Raw genomic sequence first — 16,484 nt, forward strand, 5'->3', positions numbered from 1 at the left:
TTAGCAAGAAAATCAATGTATTTTGTTCCTTTGACTCACAATTTAGATTGATACCAAACAAGGATATTTTGCATTCAATTCTAGGCGGCCGCATTGTTGGGGATACGCTCTCGCCTGGATCAGAAAGCACGCTCTGAGAGCTTGACCATTTCAAGCAAACGACTGTTGCGCTTTTGCCTCTAATGGCACGATTTCTGGCAACCCTTGCGCACGTTTCCGGTTGTTAAATCCTGATTAACCACCTCGATTATTAACTTCGATCATATCACGGTTTGGTGAGTCGAACTTCGATGTGTATCAGGTCGCCGGAAGCCACTGTCTTCGCTCAAGGAAGAATCGCTGGTTCAAATAAATCGCGGAGCGTTCGAAGAATAATTTTATCTTCCACGAGCCTTGTTGCAGCCGCATATGCATCATCTGCTCATGCGCAGTATTCTGGCATTGTTGACGTCTGCGCAGGTCTCGGCGTTCGTTTGCCGCATCTGACGGCGCCCACCCCTATTGCTTCAGGAGGGCTGCTTGGCGCAGTAAGCACAACATTGACGGGTTTGGTCGATAACATCAATCAAGGTGTCATTGCGCCTCTGTCTGACGTTACACTGCGCGTGGGTGTTCTCGATGCCAACGGCAATTTGGTCAGCGCCACCAGTCCAGCCAGCTGCAATCTGACCGCATCTAGCTTCGTCCTAAATGCCAACAAGGGGCTGGCGATCGGTGGCGGTCGCATAACCGGTCTTGGTAGTCTCACTGGAACTCTGGCCGATGCTGGCGACGTCTCTGCCATCGCTCTAGGGAGTGGCGCGGTCACGGCAGCCGGCAAAATCGATGCGCTCGCGCTAGGATCGAATGCGAGCGTCACGGCCAATCAAGCCCTCGCGATCGGCCTGCGCGGTAGCGTCAGTGCCGACGATGGCATCGCGCTGGGCACCGACGCGCGCAGTACCGCCACAGCTGCACTTGGTCTTGGCGCAAGGAGTGCGGCCAGCGCTCCCGGCTCGGTTGCGCTCGGCAGCGGGTCCGTTGCCAATCGTGCCGGGCTTTCCGGAGCCGTCGAAAGCTTCAGCGGCGTCACGGTTGCGTCGACCAGCGGCGCGGTCTCGGTGGGGGATGCGGGTACCGAGCGGCAGATCGTCAATGTCGCGGGTGGGACGAAGCCAACCGATGCCGTTAATCTGCGGCAGCTCTCCAGTGTCGGCAGCAATCTCGCTAATGGACTTGGAGGCGGTGCCAAGTTCGATGCTACCACCGGGCTGTTCACGGCCCCGAGCTTTACCGTTCAAGGCAGCTCCTACAACAACGTCGGTGGGGCCCTCGGTGCGCTTGACCTTCGCCTGACTGGCAACACCACGGCAATCTCGACCACGGCGGCGAACCTGCAGAGCCTGCAGGATCAGGTCACAGGCCTGCCCAACCACGTTCAGCAGGATGCCGTCACGCGTATACTGACGATCGGAAAGGGCACCGACGGAACGCTCCTGAGCATTTCCGGACTCAGTGGAGACCGTCGTGTCAGCGGCGTGAGCGCGGGCCTCAACGGCAACGATGCGGTCAATCTCACGCAGCTACGCGCCTCCGGCCAGTCCCTTGCATCATCCCTGGGGGGCGGTGCCAGCTTCGATGCTGTGACGGGCAGCTATCAAGCTCCGGGCTACAGCATCGGCGGGACCTCATACGCTTCGGTCGGCGGGGCTCTGGGGGCTCTCGATACCTTGTCCGTGCAGTACGTCCGCGGAAGCAACGGCACGGCGACCGCTTCGATCGACTTGAGTAAGGGCGGTATGCTTGGCGCCGTTGGCATCCATGGCTTGGCGCCCGGCCTTGTCGCCGGTGGCTCAGGAGACGCCATCAACGGTGCGCAGCTCTACGCCACCAATCAACAGGTTGCCTCGAACACCGCGGGTCTTACCAGCCTGCAGAACGTCGTCGGCAGCAGTTCCCTCGGCCTGGTGAGCCAGGATCCAACCAGCCGCACCCTGACCCTCGGCGCGGCCACGGATGGCACGCGCGTCAGCGTCGCTGGGACGCTTGGTGCACGTCAGGTCAGTGGGATCGCATCCGGAACCGTCAGTGCCAATTCGACGGACGCCGTGAACGGAGCGCAGCTCAACGCCACGAACCAGACGCTAGCGGGCAACGCTGCGGCCGTCACCAGCGTACAAGGCCAGCTCACGAGTACGGCCACCAATCTCAACGCCTCACTGAGCACCTTGCAAGGTCAGCTCGGGACGACGGCGACGTCGTTGGCGAGCACCACGGGCGATCTCACCGCCCTGCGCTCCAGCGTACAGAGCGGGACGATCGGTCTCGTACAGCAGAACGCGATCACCCGCGAACTCTCGGTCGGCAGTGGCAGCGATGGTGGCCGGATCAGCCTTGCCGGGACCTCAGGCCCTCGACAGGTCACAGGGGTGGCCGTCGGTAGCGTTGCAGCCGGCTCGACCGATGCGGTCAATGGCGGACAGCTCTCAGCGACGAACCAGGCCGTGGCCGGTAATGCCGCCGGTCTCGCCAGCCTCCAGGGTCAGGTAAGTACTCATACAAGCGAGATCGCCAACAACACCGCGAACCTGATCACGCTTCAGGGGCAGACCACGACGAACACGAGCGGCCTGGCCAGCACCGCGAGCAGCCTTGCCAACCTGCAGATCGGCTTGGCCAACGGCAGCGTCGGCCTTGTGCAGCAGAATGGCGTTGCCGGACCCGTCACCGTTGCCGGCGATACGGGCGGAAACCTCGTCAGTGTTGCAGGCCGGAGCACCGATCGTCGTGTGACAGGCGTTGCTGCCGCAACGGGCGCTAACGATGCCGTCAACCTGGCGCAGCTCAACACCATCGTGGCAGGGATCGGCGGCGGTGGCGTGACGGCCCTCGCCAGCAACAATCTCTCGGGTCTTACTTTGCCACAAGCGATGGGGCGCGATGCGGTCAGCCTCGGCTACGGCTCCCTGGCCACGGGTACCCGCAGCGTCGCTCTCGGTGCTGGCTCAATCGCCGATGCCGCCGACACCCTGTCGGTTGGAACCACGACTGCAACGCGCCGCATCGTCAACGTCAGCGATGGGACTGTATCCGCTAGCTCGAGCGATGCCGTCACCGGGCGGCAGCTCTACGCGGCTAACGAGGCCCTGGCACTGACCGCTGGCCGGGTCGCAAGCGTGCAGGGAGGGCTCGCCAGCCTTGGCCAAACCTTGGGTGGGGGTGCTGCCTTCGACGCTGCCACTGGAACGTTCACGGCCCCCACCTTCACGGTTGCCGGGCTTAGCTATGGCACCGTCTCAGGAGCCATTGGGGCCCTCGATCAACGTACAGGCCTGAACAGCACCGACATCGTGGCCCTGCAGCGCGCCAGCTCAGCCAATGCCTCCACGGTCACGAGCCTCCAGGGACAGGTGACGACGAACACGACCAACCTGACGGGCGTGACGGCGAACCTGACCAGCCTTCAGTCCGGCATCGCCGGTGGTACCCTAGGGCTCGTGCAGCAGGATCCGACGAGCCGCAATCTCAGCGTCGGTGCGGCTACGAACGGCACTCAGATCAGTTTGTCCGGAAGCGCGGGTGATCGGCGCGTCACGGGCGTCGCCAGCGGTCTCAGCGCCAACGATGCCGTCAATGTCAGCCAGCTCAGCGCAGCCTTGACGAACCTAAGCACCGGCAGTTCACCGGGTATTGCCATCAACGGTCAATCCGGCCTGTCGATCGCCGCGGCCACGGGAGGCGATGCCGTTGCCTTGGGCTACGGCGCCTCGGCAGGCGCAGCGCGCTCGGTCGCGCTCGGCAGTGGCTCGGTGGCGACGCAGGCTGATACGGTCTCGGTCGGGGCCGCAGGAACTGAGCGCCGCATCGTCAACGTGGCCGGTGGCACGATCGCAGCGGGCTCCACCGATGCAGTCAATGGAGGGCAGCTCTACAGCACCAATCAGCAGGTGAGCACGATCTCGACCTCGTTGACGGCACTGCGCGGCAGCCTGGACGATGGCACGATCGGTCTCGTGCAGCAGAACGTCACCAGCGGCAACATCACGGTGGCGGCAGGCACCGGCGGCAGCGTCGTCGATCTCAACGGCTCACAGGGCACGCGGAAACTAACCGGACTCACCGCTGGCACGACCGGCAGCGATGCGGTGAACGTCGCGCAGCTCAACGCGGCGGTGACGGGGGTGGGCGCGCGCATCGGCGACTTGCCGCTAGCCGCGAGCAATCAGTCCGGCTTGGCGACGCCGTCCGTCACCGCACGCGATGCCCTCGCGCTGGGCCAGGGCGCAAAGGTCACGGCAGACCGCGCCATTGCCCTGGGGAACGGCTCGCTCGCCGATCAGGCCGATACGCTCTCGGTCGGGCGTGTCGGGGCCGAACGGCGCATCGTCCATGTCGCCAGCGGCGGCTTGAGCAGTGCTTCGACCGATGCCATTAACGGTGGGCAGCTCTTTGCCACCAACACGCAGCTGGCCGGTATGCTCGGCGGCGGAGCCCGCTTCGATGCCGCGGCTGGCTGGACGGGGCCGAGCTACACCATCCGCGGCAGTACCTACGCGGATGTTGGCAGTGCCCTGAGCGCCGTCGATACGGCTCTGGCTCGGAACAGCTCGGAGATCGGTGCGGTGACGCAGAAGCTCGCCTCGCTGCAGGGCGGTACGGGCGGGGGAGGCGTTACGGTACAGCCAACGAGCACGGGCGGATCCGTCAACGTCGCGGCACAGGTCGGAGGCACGGTTGTCAACGTGTCCGGCACGGAAGGACCGCGTCAGGTCAGCGGTGTCGCCGACGGCAAAGCCGCCGGTGACGCGGTCAACCTTGGCCAGCTCAACACGACGGCGCAGGCTGTCGAGGCCAAGCTTCAGGACTTCCCCGTACGGGCAAACAACAGCCGGGGTGCCGCAAAGCCGATCGCCTCCGGCACTGATGCCTACGCGAGCGGATATGGCGCCAAGGCTATCGGGAGCGCGAGCGTCGCCGTGGGTTCCATGACCAACTCACGAGGCGTCGCCACCACGACCATCGGCAACGACAGCGATGCTATAGGCGATCGAACAACCGCGGTGGGTGCCAGCAGCATGGCAAGTGGCGTCGACAGCGCGGCTTTCGGACAAGGAAGCCAGGCGATGGCGGCTGCCGCGACAGCCATCGGCACGGCTTCTCAAGCGACCTGGGATGGGGCCACGGCCATCGGCTACGGCGCACGGGCCGTGGCCGACCCGACGACCGCTGTCGGCTTCAACACTCTGGCCAGCGGGAACGAAGCCTCGGCATTTGGCGCCTATGCCAGTGCCACAGGCGAGAACAGCACGGCGTTGGGTCGCTCGGCCAACACGAGCGGCGCAGGTGCTACAGCCATCGGCGTGAATGCCAGTGCTGAAGGCACTGACAGCGTCGCGCTTGGCCGAGGTGCCGTGGCCAAGCAGGACAACGCGATGGCGATTGGGGCTGGCGTGACCACAACGCGGGCCAATCAGGTCGCGATCGGAGCCCAGCGCAACAGCTACACACTGGCGGGTGTCGGCTCCGCTCAGAGCAGGGCAGCGCAGACGGGCTCTACAAACTTCGTGACGGCTGATGCCTCCGGCAATCTGGCAACCTCCGACTATGGACCGGGCCATATCGCGAACCTGGCGAACCAAGTTGGTGTCTTGGGCGCACAGATCAGTGGCGTCAGTCAGTACGCCACGGCAACGCGTCGAGAAGCGCGTCAGGGCATTGCCGCTGCCATGGCGATGACCTCGGCCTCGATGCCTTCGCAGCCGGGCAAGACAAGCTGGACGGTCAACAGTGCCACGTTCCGAGGCGAATGGGCCGGCGGCATCGGCCTGGCACACCGGCTCGATACCGCAATCCCGATCGCTCTCACGGCCGGCTACAGCTACAGCCAAGCCAATCAACAGGGCGTGCGGGCAGGCTTGGCGGGCGAGTTCTAAAGCGCCGCTTAAGCTTCACACCTCATCAAGCTATCACTTGAAAACGAACGTTACAAACATGCAAGCACAATCTTCGGTGGCTACGCGAGCGTCAGTATCTATTCTTGCGCTGATCTACATTAGCGGTCGCGGAGCTGTACCATGCATGGTCCGTGAAATTGCGCCCGGAGCGGCCAAGCTGCAACTGAGTGTTAATTGCTAATTACCAAGCAGTTTTATGCTAATTATCACGAAGAACGGCCGCAGATTTTCATGTGAAATAAATTATTGCGACGGAGAACTGGTCGAAGTCACGTTCACCTAGTGCGAAAATTTCATAGCTATCGAGCGTGTAGCTTGGTGCTGGATCTAATCCATAAAATAGCATGCCGCGGTTTTGTATGCTCTGGCTCTCTCCACCCGCTTCATACGCCGCTCGGCTCGTTGCCGACGAGCGCGGCGGCGTGGCCGTCATCTTTGCACTGACACTAATCCCGCTTCTCGTGCTCTCCGGCATGGCAGTCGACCTCAGCGCGAACACCAACGTTCGTCGCAAGGCTCAAAACGCCGTCGACGCGGCCGCACTTTCTCTGGCCAAGCTTCCCTCCGGACTGACGGATGCAGACCTTGCCGACCGTGCCAAGCGGCAAGTGTCCGCCGCCTTGGCAGGAAGCCAAGCGATTGGCCTCAACGTCGCAATGCTTCGATCGGGAGACACCATCCGAGTGACGGCGACGGGCACGACGCCGACCTCTCTCACCCGTATGGCGGGATACAACAGCCTGCCCTTGAACGTGTCCGGAACCTCGAAGCGCGGATCGGGCAACCTCGAAGTGGCGCTTGTTCTCGATAACACCGGGTCAATGGCTGGAGCTAAGCTTGCCAATCTGAAGGCGGCAGCTAATGATTTGGTCAATAATCTTTTTGAGGAGGTGGATCCAGCCAAGCCAAATGCGCTGAAGGTCGCCGTCGTCCCGTTTTCGATGACCGTGAACGTTGGAGCTGGCCGTTCCGGGGACGCCTTCGTCGACAAGGACGGACTGGCTTCTTACCACTCCCAGATCTTTGCCGCGAAAGCCAACCGCCTCGCCCTCTTTACGAAGATAGGTGTGGCTTGGGGAGGATGCGTCGAGAGCCGCCCTGCCCCCTACGATGTCGAGGACATCCCTGCGAACCAGGGAACACCCGACAGCCTGTTCGTGCCCTACTTCGCTCCCGACGAGTCGGACTACGAAAACAACGCAGCGAACGATTATCTCAGCGATTATAGCGGGTTGGCTGGCCTGTTCGTCTATGACGACCGTAAGCGGCAGGGTCAGACGGCCAAATACGGCACCTCCTGGAAAGTCTCGCGCTCGGACAGAGCCAATGGGTCCGGCTATCTCTACGGACCAAACTCGGGCTGCGAACTCCAGCCCATCACCCCATTAACGACGTCGAAGGCGACCGTCGCCGCGGCCATATCGAGCATGAGCGTGATCGGTGACACCAACGTTGCTATCGGACTTGCCTGGGGCTGGCACGTTCTGTCGCCGACAGGTCCGCTGATCAAAGGCGCGCCCTACTCCGATTTGAACACCCGCAAATTTGCGGTGGTGATGACGGACGGTCAAAATACGAGCGGCTACAGGAACAACAGTAATGAGTCGGTTTACTCCGGTATCGGCTACATCTGGGCCAATCGTCTTGGTACGACTTCCCCGGATACTGCGACGCGCACACGTGCAATTGATAGCCGCCTTGCTCTGCTCTGCTCCAACATGAAGAGCGCCGGTATACAGATCTTTGCGGTCCGCGTCGAAGTCACCGAAGGCACGAGCGATCTGCTGCGCAACTGCGCCACCAGCCCCTCTATGTTCTACGACGTATCTGACTCCAGCAATCTGACCGCTACCTTTCGGGCCATTGGGGCTCAAATTAGCGAATTGAGGATCTCGCGGTGACCCGCGCCTGCACAAGGTTCAGCTCATTGCGTCAGCTGGTTTGGATTGCCCAACGCTTCCGGACCCGGCAGGACGGAGCTACCGCCGTAGAATTCGCCATGGTTGGGATGCCCTTTTTTGCTCTCGTTTGTGCCCTGTTTGAGGCTGGCCTGCTGCTTCTTTCACAGCAGACCCTCGACAATGCCCTGGACTATGCTGCTCGATCCATGTTCACGGGAGCCTTCCAGGAAGAATACGATGGAACAGCTTCGGTAGACCGACTGCGCAAGGCAATCTGTTCACAGGTTACTACTTTTCCCTGCGATAAAGTCTTGATTGATGTCAGCACCTCGTCGACGTTCGCAGCCCGGTCACTCTCCAGTCCGTATGATGCGGCGGCGAAGGGCGTCGCCGCTAATTTCGGCAAGACGTTCCAGTGTCCGTCGGGGAACGATGTCGTCACCGTGCGCGCCGCTGTGACTGTCCCACGGTACTTTGGTTTCCTAGATCCCGACGTCATGGCTATCGGCAAAACGGCGCGCCTCATTGTCTCGACCGTGATCTTCAGGGCCGAGCCGTACACTACGGGCAAGTGCTGATTTATGCGCGGCCCATCACACATCGTCCGCGACCAAAACGGTATCGCAGCCGTCGAGTTCGCCCTTGTCGCGCCCTTCCTCATCCTGCTCTTGATGGGGACCGTCGAGTTCCCACGCGCCTACGGCATCAGTCAGGGCTTGGAAAAGAGCGCACGGACCATGGCCGACCTCATCTCGCGCGGCAGCCTCAACTCAGTGGACGACGTGTATGCCGCAGCCTCTGCTGTGACCTTTCCCTACGACACTTCGGCGGCCAAGATCGTCCTGACTGCAGTGGGGGTCTATACTAGAGGACAGGGCCTCGTCGCACGTGTCTGCTCGACCACCGCCAGAAACGATACGGCCCCAGCAATCGACTCTGAGCTCGGCGAGCCCATCCCCTCTGAAGCAAGGTCAGGAGCCCGCTACGTCACGGCAAAGATTAGTTTTAACTATATTCCTGTGTTCGGTGTTTTCCCCGGGCTTGATAAACTTACCTTCACGAAGACCGTCTCCTGGCCGGTGCGAGGCACGGGTTCCAACAGCCTTGCCGAAACGATCCTACCAGGCGGAAAGGCATGCAAGACTGTGTGAATGCAGCGAGAAACCTGAAGTATTTCTATTCCAGCAGGCCAGCTAGTCAGGCTTCAGAAACGGATATTTTGCCGCCAAGTTGCGAAAAATTCATTTGTTTCGCTTGAGTTGCGTTTGGTTGTTGGTAATTAGGCTTTTCATACAGAAATAGTGTTGTACCGGGACTTAAGTCTAACCGCTCCCGCTTCCCTAGTCACGGGACTGCAGTTTAATTTATTTTGCGGCGCGTGCTTGATTGCGTCCTCTGTGCTTGGCCTCGTACAAAGCCTGATCGGCACGTTCGACAAGTGCGGCGTCACTCTCCGTTGCCTTGAACTAGGCAACCCCAATTGAACATGTGACCTGACCGATTGTCTCGCCCGTGTCGCGCTTGATCAAGCGACGTCCGGCGAGTTTCTCGCAAAACTGCGTGGCAACCGTGAGGCCAGCCGTCAAATCGGCTCCGTCAAGCAGGATTGCAAACTCTTCGCCACCATATCGCGCAGCGGTGTCGCGACCCTTGATGTTATCGGAGAGTAGTCGACCCACCAAACGCAGGACATGGTCACCTGTGCGATGACCATGGGTGTCGTTGAAGCGCTTGAAGTGATCGATATCCAGGAGGAGCAAGGAGAACACACTCGACGAGTCTGCCTTCGCTCGCTTCCCGGCCTGGCGGAGGCGAGTATCGAAGGCTTTGCGGTTTGCAATGCCGGTCAGTCCATCCGTGGTGGCCTCTTGCTGTACAGCAACGAGGTTCTGGCGCAACTTGGCGATACGATCTGACGAGGTCGAAAGCTCCAGCTCCAAAGCCCGGTTGCGCTCGCTTGCCTGTGCCGTCTCGGTTGCCAATGCTGTGATGGCTTGCAAGAGCCCGTCCGCAGTCAAGCGAGCGTCAAGGCGTCCTGCCCAATGTGCGAGAGCCTCGTCATAGCTGCGTAGCCCGCGCTGGTTACCTGAGATCTGCTCGATCAAAGCTTGCGCGGCCTTGACGATCGCGTCCGATCCTGGGTTGATGGTATCTGCGTCGCCTTTGTCGACAAAGTACTCCTGATGCAATTCCTCAAGCAAATTGGAGGAAAGTGCGACACCATTTCCCAAACAGGCAGTCAGGCGCTGAGTTAGCTCGGGCTTTTATTAGCGTAATAGGCATAGAGCACCTCATAGTGCTGGGGTGTCGGTAACACGCCGTGCTTCTGCAGTGCTTGCCAGGCTGTACTACCCAAAATCTGAACTTGGACCGTATCATGGGTGGTGGTGCGATCTTGCTGCCAATGAACCATCGTCCAAACTTCAATCTCTTTCGACGGACACTCAAGCGCGTGATACACCTTCGAGATTAATATCTAACTTCAGCGGCAAGCCGTCAGAGGCAGCAAGCTCGATGGACTGTGTCCCACGATGAAGTGCATCGTCTGGCAGGATCAAATATCACGCAAATGTGAAACTTTGGTCTTGGAGCCTGCTTGTGAATTCACGGGTGAGCGTTTTGGCGCACTAGATACTTCTCATGGCGACGAGGATCATCGCCGTTGAGACATCAATGCGGTCTTTGTAGTCACGTACAAGGCGCCGCCGCCATCGAATCATCCATCCGAAGCTGCTTTCGACAACCCAGCAGCGCGGCAACACCTCGAAGCCTTTGGCGGTGTCCATGCGGAAGGACGGATCTGATGCCGCGGAATGCGGCCCTAAAAGCAGACTGCCGAGGTAATCTCAGCAATCTTGCTGTAGACCCTCTGGTCGGAAAAATAGGCCCGCTTTTAAGCTATCTCCGATCCGGTTCGCACGTTCCGCGAGGAGCAGAGCTACGTCTGTAGAGAATATTTCCCCGGCTGTTTGTTCGAATAGCGCGAGCCAGCGCGCGAAATGAGCCGGGGTCAGTTCAGCCGGCCTCTGATGCTTACCAAACGGATTGCCCTTGTAGCGGCCAGATTTTAGCAGCACCGAGGACCAGAAATCTTGGATGACTGTGAGGTGACGTGGCCAATCGCCATCAGGGATGATGCGAGCAAAAACTGGCCCAATTAGGGGATCGCGCTGAACCTTGGTGTAGAAGGCGGCAAGGAAAGTTTGCAGCGTTGCTTCCGTAAGGCTATTGTGCAGCATTTGGGCTCGATCAGTCGCGGCTTGAATTGGAGCTATTGAGGCCCCTCCTCCCGTAATTACCCAGGGCCGTAATGGCGGGTTTAAGCGCCGACGGTCTTGAGGATGGTGCCGAAGGGCGTGGCACCGGTCAGGCGTGCGGTATCGACGACGGTGCGGATGTCGGCCTCGCCCTCGGCGGCCCACATCGCGCGGTAGCCGTTGGTCACCTTCCGCTGGATCACGGACGGGCGCAGCAGCCGTTCCGAGCCGTTGTTGGTCGGCTCGACCGCGCCGGGATGGGCGAGGAACACCAGGAGCTGATGGCGAGCCCGGCCGATCTTGGCCTGGAGGGCTCGGGTCAGGTCGCAGCCGCTCGGTGTGGCGAGGATGGCGCTGAGCTGTCGATCCAGGCTCCGACGCTTGGCGGCCAGCGTCGAGGTGGCCAAGTCGGTGACGTGCTCGGCCAGGGCGAACACGGCCTGCAGCCAGAGCTGCAGCCGCCAGGGCACGGGGTCGTCGCTCACCTCGACGACATAGGCGACGTCCCGGGCAAGATGGGCGAGGCAGGTCTGGTGCGCAGCCGCGTGGCCCTGCTGTGCAGTGTAGCGATCCGAGATCCACACCGCGGGCCGGTGGCCGTCCATCATCTCCCGCACCACGACGGCGCCCCGCGTCGGCGAGGCCTGGTGGACGACCGCCTCGGCTGAATGGAAGACCCAATGGTAAGCGTTGCTGCCCTCGATGCGCACGCCCGTCTCGTCCGATGCGACCACCGCGGCCCGGCGCAGGGCGGACACGGCGGCCGCGCGACCGGAGCGGAAGCGCCTTTGCGCGCGCTGAAGCAGGTTCATCAGCCCGCCCTGGCTGAGGGTGAGACCGAACAGGTCCGACAAGGCCGCCTGTAGACGCTCGTAGGACAGCGCCTGGAAGGTCTTCAGATACGTCGCCACCGCATGCAGCCGCGGGCCGAACGGCGTGCCGCGCGCCGCCTCCGGCACCGGCGCGACCATCCGCGTCCCGCAGGTCGGGCAGTGCACGGCCAACCGTCGATGCTGCGTCACGACCGGCACCACCTCCGGCAACTCGATCCGCTCGGACACGCTCACGATCTCGGCGGGAAGATCGCCGTGCAGGGCGCCGCCGCAGCATGAACAGCGGTCGGGACGATGCTCGACAACCCCGTCGGGATCGTCGCTGATCGCCCGGCTATGCCCCTCGTGTCCCGGCTTGGCCCCGCCGGGTTTGGATTGCTCGCGCCGCTCTTTGCGGTCGGTCGCTGGCGGCTTCGAGGAGGTGCGCGAGGTCTTGTCCGGACGCTGCAGCCGCAGCACCAGTTCGATCAGCTCCTCGCGGCTCAACCGCTCAAGATCGCTGCGTCCCATCCCATGAAGGAATCAGCGAAATCCAACTCGCGCAAGGGCCTGGGTAATTGCCTCCTCCCGATTGTCATAGCGAAGAGGGCGCAACGACCGAGGTCTTCTCAATCACCGCGCCTAATTCCGAAAAGCTGTAGATGAGAATCTCACTCGTGGTGATATTGAAGTCCATCAACGCCTCCGGGGTTAGGTTCTCCAGATACATGACGATGGAGCGGAGCGAATTGCCGTGGGCGACAACAAGGACGCGCTGACCTTCCTGAACTCGCACTGCAAGCTCCTGCTCGTAGAACGGAACTGTTCTGGCTGCGGTCATGGCAAGGCTTTCACCACCTGGGGGGACAGCATCGTAGGATTTGCGCCAGAGGTGGACCTGTTCCGGGCTCCACTGGCTGCGTGCCTCCGCCTTGTTGAGGCCCGACAGCTCACCGTAGTCCCGCTCGTTCAGGGCACTGTCGGCTCGGATCGGGAGATCGCTCTGATCCAGCTGCTCCAACATTAGCGTCAATGTCCGCTGCGCCCGGTCCAGCTTGCTCGTGAATGCGATGTCGAAGCGGAAACCGAGCTCCTTCAGTTTGCGTCCGGCTGCCTTCGCCTCTGCGACGCCGCGCTCGGTCAGGTCGGGATTGCGAAACCCTGAGAACAGGTTCTGCTCGTTGTCGGTGCTTTGCCCATGCCGCACGAGCACGAGCGTTCTGACTGCGGATGACATCGTTTCTCCCTATGCCGCGCTGTCTACGCAGCTGACCGGCCAGGAGCAATGTTCCCTCGCGTTACCGAGGCGTCGTCCTGTTTTGCAAAGTCAGGGAGTATGCGAACGCTGGACCGCAGAACGCAGCTGGAGCGGTCAGCATGAATGCCCTCCCCTGTGTGGAATGGGCAACCTGCGTATGCTTCAGCGTCGGTGGTCCCACGGCATCCTCGGCGCTCGCTGTGTGCATGCCGGGGCGAAGCCGACCGTTAGCTGCCAACAGAGATCGTCTCGCTGGGGAGAAACGTTTATCCAAGCTCGTATATGTCAGTCCGAGAGGTAAGCATGGCTACGACAATCCAGCTGATTGACGAGGCGATAGCTATCGGAAGGATCGGCCGGCTTGCACAGGGAAGGGTCTGCTTGGACGTAACCGGGGAACTCATCAATGAGATCGCCGACTGGCTCGAAAATCACCCTGGTTTGCCTTTTACGGTAGTTTCGCTGCGAAGCGGGGGCGAACTCCATCAATTTTGGGTGCTGCTCAACGCTTTTGAGGCCCAGCACCAGCATGTTCGTGCGAACAATCGGGCATTGATGCTATTCAAGCAGTTTTGGATGGCATCGGAGTTAGATGTGGTCTGGATCGTGCCACCGGGTACCCGAACGTTTTTGTATACGTTCTGATAGGAAAATATCGATCAATGGCTCCACTGTGCCTCTTTCACGGAGCAACTTGTGATACTGCGACCTGCGAAGAGCTCTGAATTGTACAGGGTGATGCGCTGACCTGGCGGTACGATGTAGCTGGTGGCGTCCGCGTACAGGGGTGCAACTCGCAGATCCTGTTTATGAGGGCGGCTTCCACTTGCGGCGTTTAGTACCCAGCAGGAAAAGCTCACTCGTATGAGGCTGGCATCGCCCCGCGTGTTGGTGACATCGAACACGTAACGGTTGTCGCGGTCCTTGGCGTAGGTGAAGGCGGGTTTGAATGCAGGGTCCGCGTAAAAATCGGCGGAGCCAATGCTACAAGTGGTGAGCCGCATGCTCATGCCAGGTTCCCAGAGGATTCCGTCACTGGACAACAAGGGTTGCTCCACCTCCTCACTGGGTGCCAACCATCCCCCGGCGCCAACGGAAATCTCCCGCACACGCTGGCTGGGCGTACCATTCGCGAACACCGGTGTGCAATGAACCATGGCCAGGCGGAGCCAGTCCCGGGCGTGCCGATTGATGATGCGCCCGTACAGGTGAGATCCTTCAATGCGGGTCTCCAAGCCCACGGGGGCATTTGCGCCGTAGCGATGAAAGTCTCCGCTGGGTTTGATCTCCCTCTGCATGATGCGCTCGCCGTACCCCATGGCCAGGGGGAGTGCGCCAACCACCAGCACCAAGAGGATGGAATTACCGAGAGTGCCCGCCACGAGCATGAGAAAGCCCGCGCCGAAGACCAGGGCGCCGAGGATGATGAACTCGTAGAGGTAGGGGGCGAATGGATCGAGGCCCGAGTACCAGGCCGCACACGTGCCGATGGCTGTGCTGGTGAGCCAGAGCCGGAGCATCGCTTATCCTTGCATCTCCTGAGGGATCGGATGGGCAAAGCCACTCCGTTCGATGCGCCCTTCCCCGGAGCAGCACCTGTCATCCCGCGCCCAGGAAGCTTCAGGACCAGCAGGCATCGGGCTCAGCACTCCTGCAGCACGGAAGCTCTTCGATCGCGCGCGTGAGCCTTCTGAAGCAGCGCTGAAAGCCCTGGCCATGATCACCGGGGCAGTGGCACATATTCTAGCATGACCACGCTCACCCACCCGCCGGTCTGGAGCCTCCTCTCGCATGCCAGCCTGGACGCTCTGTTGGATCTGCAAGCCGGGGGTATGCCGGAGGTGATCGCAGTTGATGCCGGCAAGGATGCCGCCATGGCCGCGCCACTGGTCGCGACCACGCGCCTTATGTTGGATCGCGCCAAGGCTCCCGCCGGTCTCACGCTCACCGCCACGGGCGCGCTGAGTCGCGCCGACGTTCGTGCGCTCTTCGATGCCTTGGCATGGCCTGGCTATGACAAAGCCCAGGTTCTGGCAGCGAATAAGGTGCTCAACGAGATCGATGTGATGCCCGTGGAGGCCACCCGGCTTGTTGCGCAGACTGCCAAGCTGTTTCGCAAACGGCAGCGACGGCTGCTCGTGACCAAAGCCGGTGTGGCCCTCGGCCGTGAGGAGCAAGCCAGTGCGCTGTTCGGCTGCCTGTTCGAGACGGTGTTCTGGCGGATCAACCTTGGCTATTTTGATCGCGTGCCCATGGAGGCCTGGCCGCAGAACCACATCGGCATCGTGCTGTGGTGCCTTTCTGTCATGCCGCCGGAATGGATCGCCCGCGAGGACCTGATGCGTAGCTGCACCGTGTGGGACCCCGCGTTGGACCAAGGTCCGGCAGATTTCGCGGGCTATGCCTTCGAGAGCCGGGTGCTTCGTCCACTCACGTGGCTTGGCCTGTTCGAGACGCGGCTGGTGGAAGATGACAGCGCCCCCTCGTGGCGGCGTGATCGGCAATACCGGAAAGCACCACTGTTCGATCAGGCCATTCGGTTCCGCGTGGAGCTCGACAAGCCAGTGGGCCGCGCACACTAACGGATCGCAGGGATTGGGGTGCGATGGCCAGTGGCGGCTTCGTGAGCGACGGAATAGGTTCGTCTGCACGCAAGCAGCGGAGCTCGATATTGGTGCGCCTAAGCTCTTGAGATTGCGCTCATAAAAATCGCTCAACTGCAGTCTTTGATTGTATGAGCGACGCGCTCCAGGAATGCTGCAGCGATGGCGATGAGCAGCACGATCAGCCATGCAGCTCACCGCCATACGAAGGACGCTCAGGCAGCCTTGGAGTTTCGCCGCTCCGCCATCATGAGACCGCGAGCGGCGGCGGCCTCCTTGATTTGCGGATCAAGCTCCCCTGCCCTCACGGCGGTGATCAGCGCTTCAAGGGTCGCCGGCAGCTTGTCCAGGCTGCCGATGTTGATGGCAGCCTTGCCCGGCTGTAATTCCAGCGGCTTGCCGCCCACGCGCATGATCAGATGCACTGTTCCGGCTTCGTCCTGGAACCAGCCCTTGCGGACGCGCTGGTTCACCTCGACCCGCACACGCTGACCCGATGCGTCCTTGCGCATACCGATTGTCTTCGGTGGCTCATACAGCCGACCCTCGAGGGTGGCGCTTGCCATACACTTCTGCTTGGTAAGTTGACCCAGCAGCTTTTCACGGGCGCGGGAAAGAGGGTCATTGGCCGAAGCTGCGGGTGCTGCGGCGCTCAGCTTGAGGGTTTTCAACACAGACATAATCGTGTCCTTCTATGTGAGCTACTGCAGCTCTCATGTT

At 61.2% G+C, this 16,484-nt stretch carries 12 protein-coding genes and 1 pseudogene; 6 read left to right on the top strand and 7 right to left on the bottom strand.

Features of this window, described 5'->3' with window-relative positions; all coding sequences use genetic code 11:
- Window positions 1–290 precede the first annotated feature (290 nt).
- From AC0IY1_RS12465 to AC0IY1_RS12480, 4 genes are all read left to right on the top strand, one after another.
- Complete coding sequence (locus tag AC0IY1_RS12465; protein WP_471769894.1) at window positions 291–5,912, top strand: beta strand repeat-containing protein; 5,622 nt, start codon at window positions 291–293, stop codon at window positions 5,910–5,912.
- A 443-nt stretch (window positions 5,913–6,355) separates the two neighbouring features.
- A complete protein-coding gene (locus tag AC0IY1_RS12470; protein ID WP_471769896.1) occupies window positions 6,356–7,834 on the top strand; it encodes a TadE/TadG family type IV pilus assembly protein in 1,479 nt (492 codons plus the stop codon).
- Window positions 7,831–8,412 (top strand): TadE/TadG family type IV pilus assembly protein, encoded by a 582-nt coding sequence (locus tag AC0IY1_RS12475; RefSeq protein WP_471769897.1) that lies wholly within the window; start codon window positions 7,831–7,833, stop codon window positions 8,410–8,412. Before AC0IY1_RS12470 ends, AC0IY1_RS12475 begins: the two co-directional genes overlap by 4 nt.
- A 3-nt stretch (window positions 8,413–8,415) precedes the next feature.
- Window positions 8,416–8,985, top strand: coding sequence for a TadE/TadG family type IV pilus assembly protein (locus tag AC0IY1_RS12480; protein WP_471769899.1), 570 nt, complete (start codon window positions 8,416–8,418; stop codon window positions 8,983–8,985).
- Window positions 8,986–9,300: 315 nt separating this feature from the next.
- Here AC0IY1_RS12480 and AC0IY1_RS12485 read toward each other — a convergent pair whose 3' ends face one another.
- The 5 genes and pseudogenes from AC0IY1_RS12485 to AC0IY1_RS12505 all read right to left on the bottom strand — a co-directional run bounded on the left by AC0IY1_RS12485 (window position 9,301) and on the right by AC0IY1_RS12505 (window position 13,140).
- Window positions 9,301–10,065, bottom strand: a complete 765-nt coding sequence (locus AC0IY1_RS12485) for a GGDEF domain-containing protein (protein WP_471769900.1) — start codon at window positions 10,063–10,065, stop codon at window positions 9,301–9,303.
- A gap of 373 nt (window positions 10,066–10,438) precedes the next feature.
- A pseudogene (locus tag AC0IY1_RS12490) lies at window positions 10,439–10,623 on the bottom strand (IS5/IS1182 family transposase); the annotation flags it as partial.
- A 57-nt stretch (window positions 10,624–10,680) separates the two neighbouring features.
- Window positions 10,681–11,073: a group III truncated hemoglobin gene (locus AC0IY1_RS12495; RefSeq protein WP_471769902.1), complete on the bottom strand. Its 393-nt coding sequence runs from the start codon at window positions 11,071–11,073 to the stop codon at window positions 10,681–10,683.
- Between the two features lie 80 nt (window positions 11,074–11,153).
- Window positions 11,154–12,434: an IS66 family transposase gene (gene tnpC / locus AC0IY1_RS12500; RefSeq protein WP_471769904.1), complete on the bottom strand. Its 1,281-nt coding sequence runs from the start codon at window positions 12,432–12,434 to the stop codon at window positions 11,154–11,156.
- 64 nt (window positions 12,435–12,498) lie between these two features.
- A complete protein-coding gene (locus tag AC0IY1_RS12505) occupies window positions 12,499–13,140 on the bottom strand; it encodes a 2,3-bisphosphoglycerate-dependent phosphoglycerate mutase (RefSeq protein ID WP_471769905.1) in 642 nt (213 codons plus the stop codon).
- Window positions 13,141–13,464: 324 nt separating this feature from the next.
- On the opposite strand from AC0IY1_RS12505, the gene AC0IY1_RS12510 reads away from it, so the two are divergent.
- The gene (locus AC0IY1_RS12510) at window positions 13,465–13,806 is read left to right on the top strand and encodes a hypothetical protein (protein ID WP_471769906.1); all 342 of its coding nucleotides are present in this window, start codon (window positions 13,465–13,467) and stop codon (window positions 13,804–13,806) included.
- A 14-nt stretch (window positions 13,807–13,820) separates the two neighbouring features.
- On the opposite strand, the gene AC0IY1_RS12515 is transcribed toward AC0IY1_RS12510, so the two are convergent.
- Window positions 13,821–14,681 (bottom strand): hypothetical protein, encoded by an 861-nt coding sequence (locus tag AC0IY1_RS12515; RefSeq protein WP_471769907.1) that lies wholly within the window; start codon window positions 14,679–14,681, stop codon window positions 13,821–13,823.
- Between the two features lie 228 nt (window positions 14,682–14,909).
- Here AC0IY1_RS12515 and AC0IY1_RS12520 point away from each other — a divergent pair, with 228 nt between their 5' ends.
- Complete coding sequence (locus tag AC0IY1_RS12520) at window positions 14,910–15,743, top strand: hypothetical protein (RefSeq protein ID WP_471769908.1); 834 nt, start codon at window positions 14,910–14,912, stop codon at window positions 15,741–15,743.
- Between the two features lie 236 nt (window positions 15,744–15,979).
- On the opposite strand, the gene AC0IY1_RS12525 is transcribed toward AC0IY1_RS12520, so the two are convergent.
- Window positions 15,980–16,444, bottom strand: coding sequence for a DUF6641 family protein (locus AC0IY1_RS12525; protein ID WP_471769909.1), 465 nt, complete (start codon window positions 16,442–16,444; stop codon window positions 15,980–15,982).
- Window positions 16,445–16,484: the final 40 nt, after the last annotated feature.

Source organism: Methylobacterium sp. AC690, assembly GCF_979256535.1.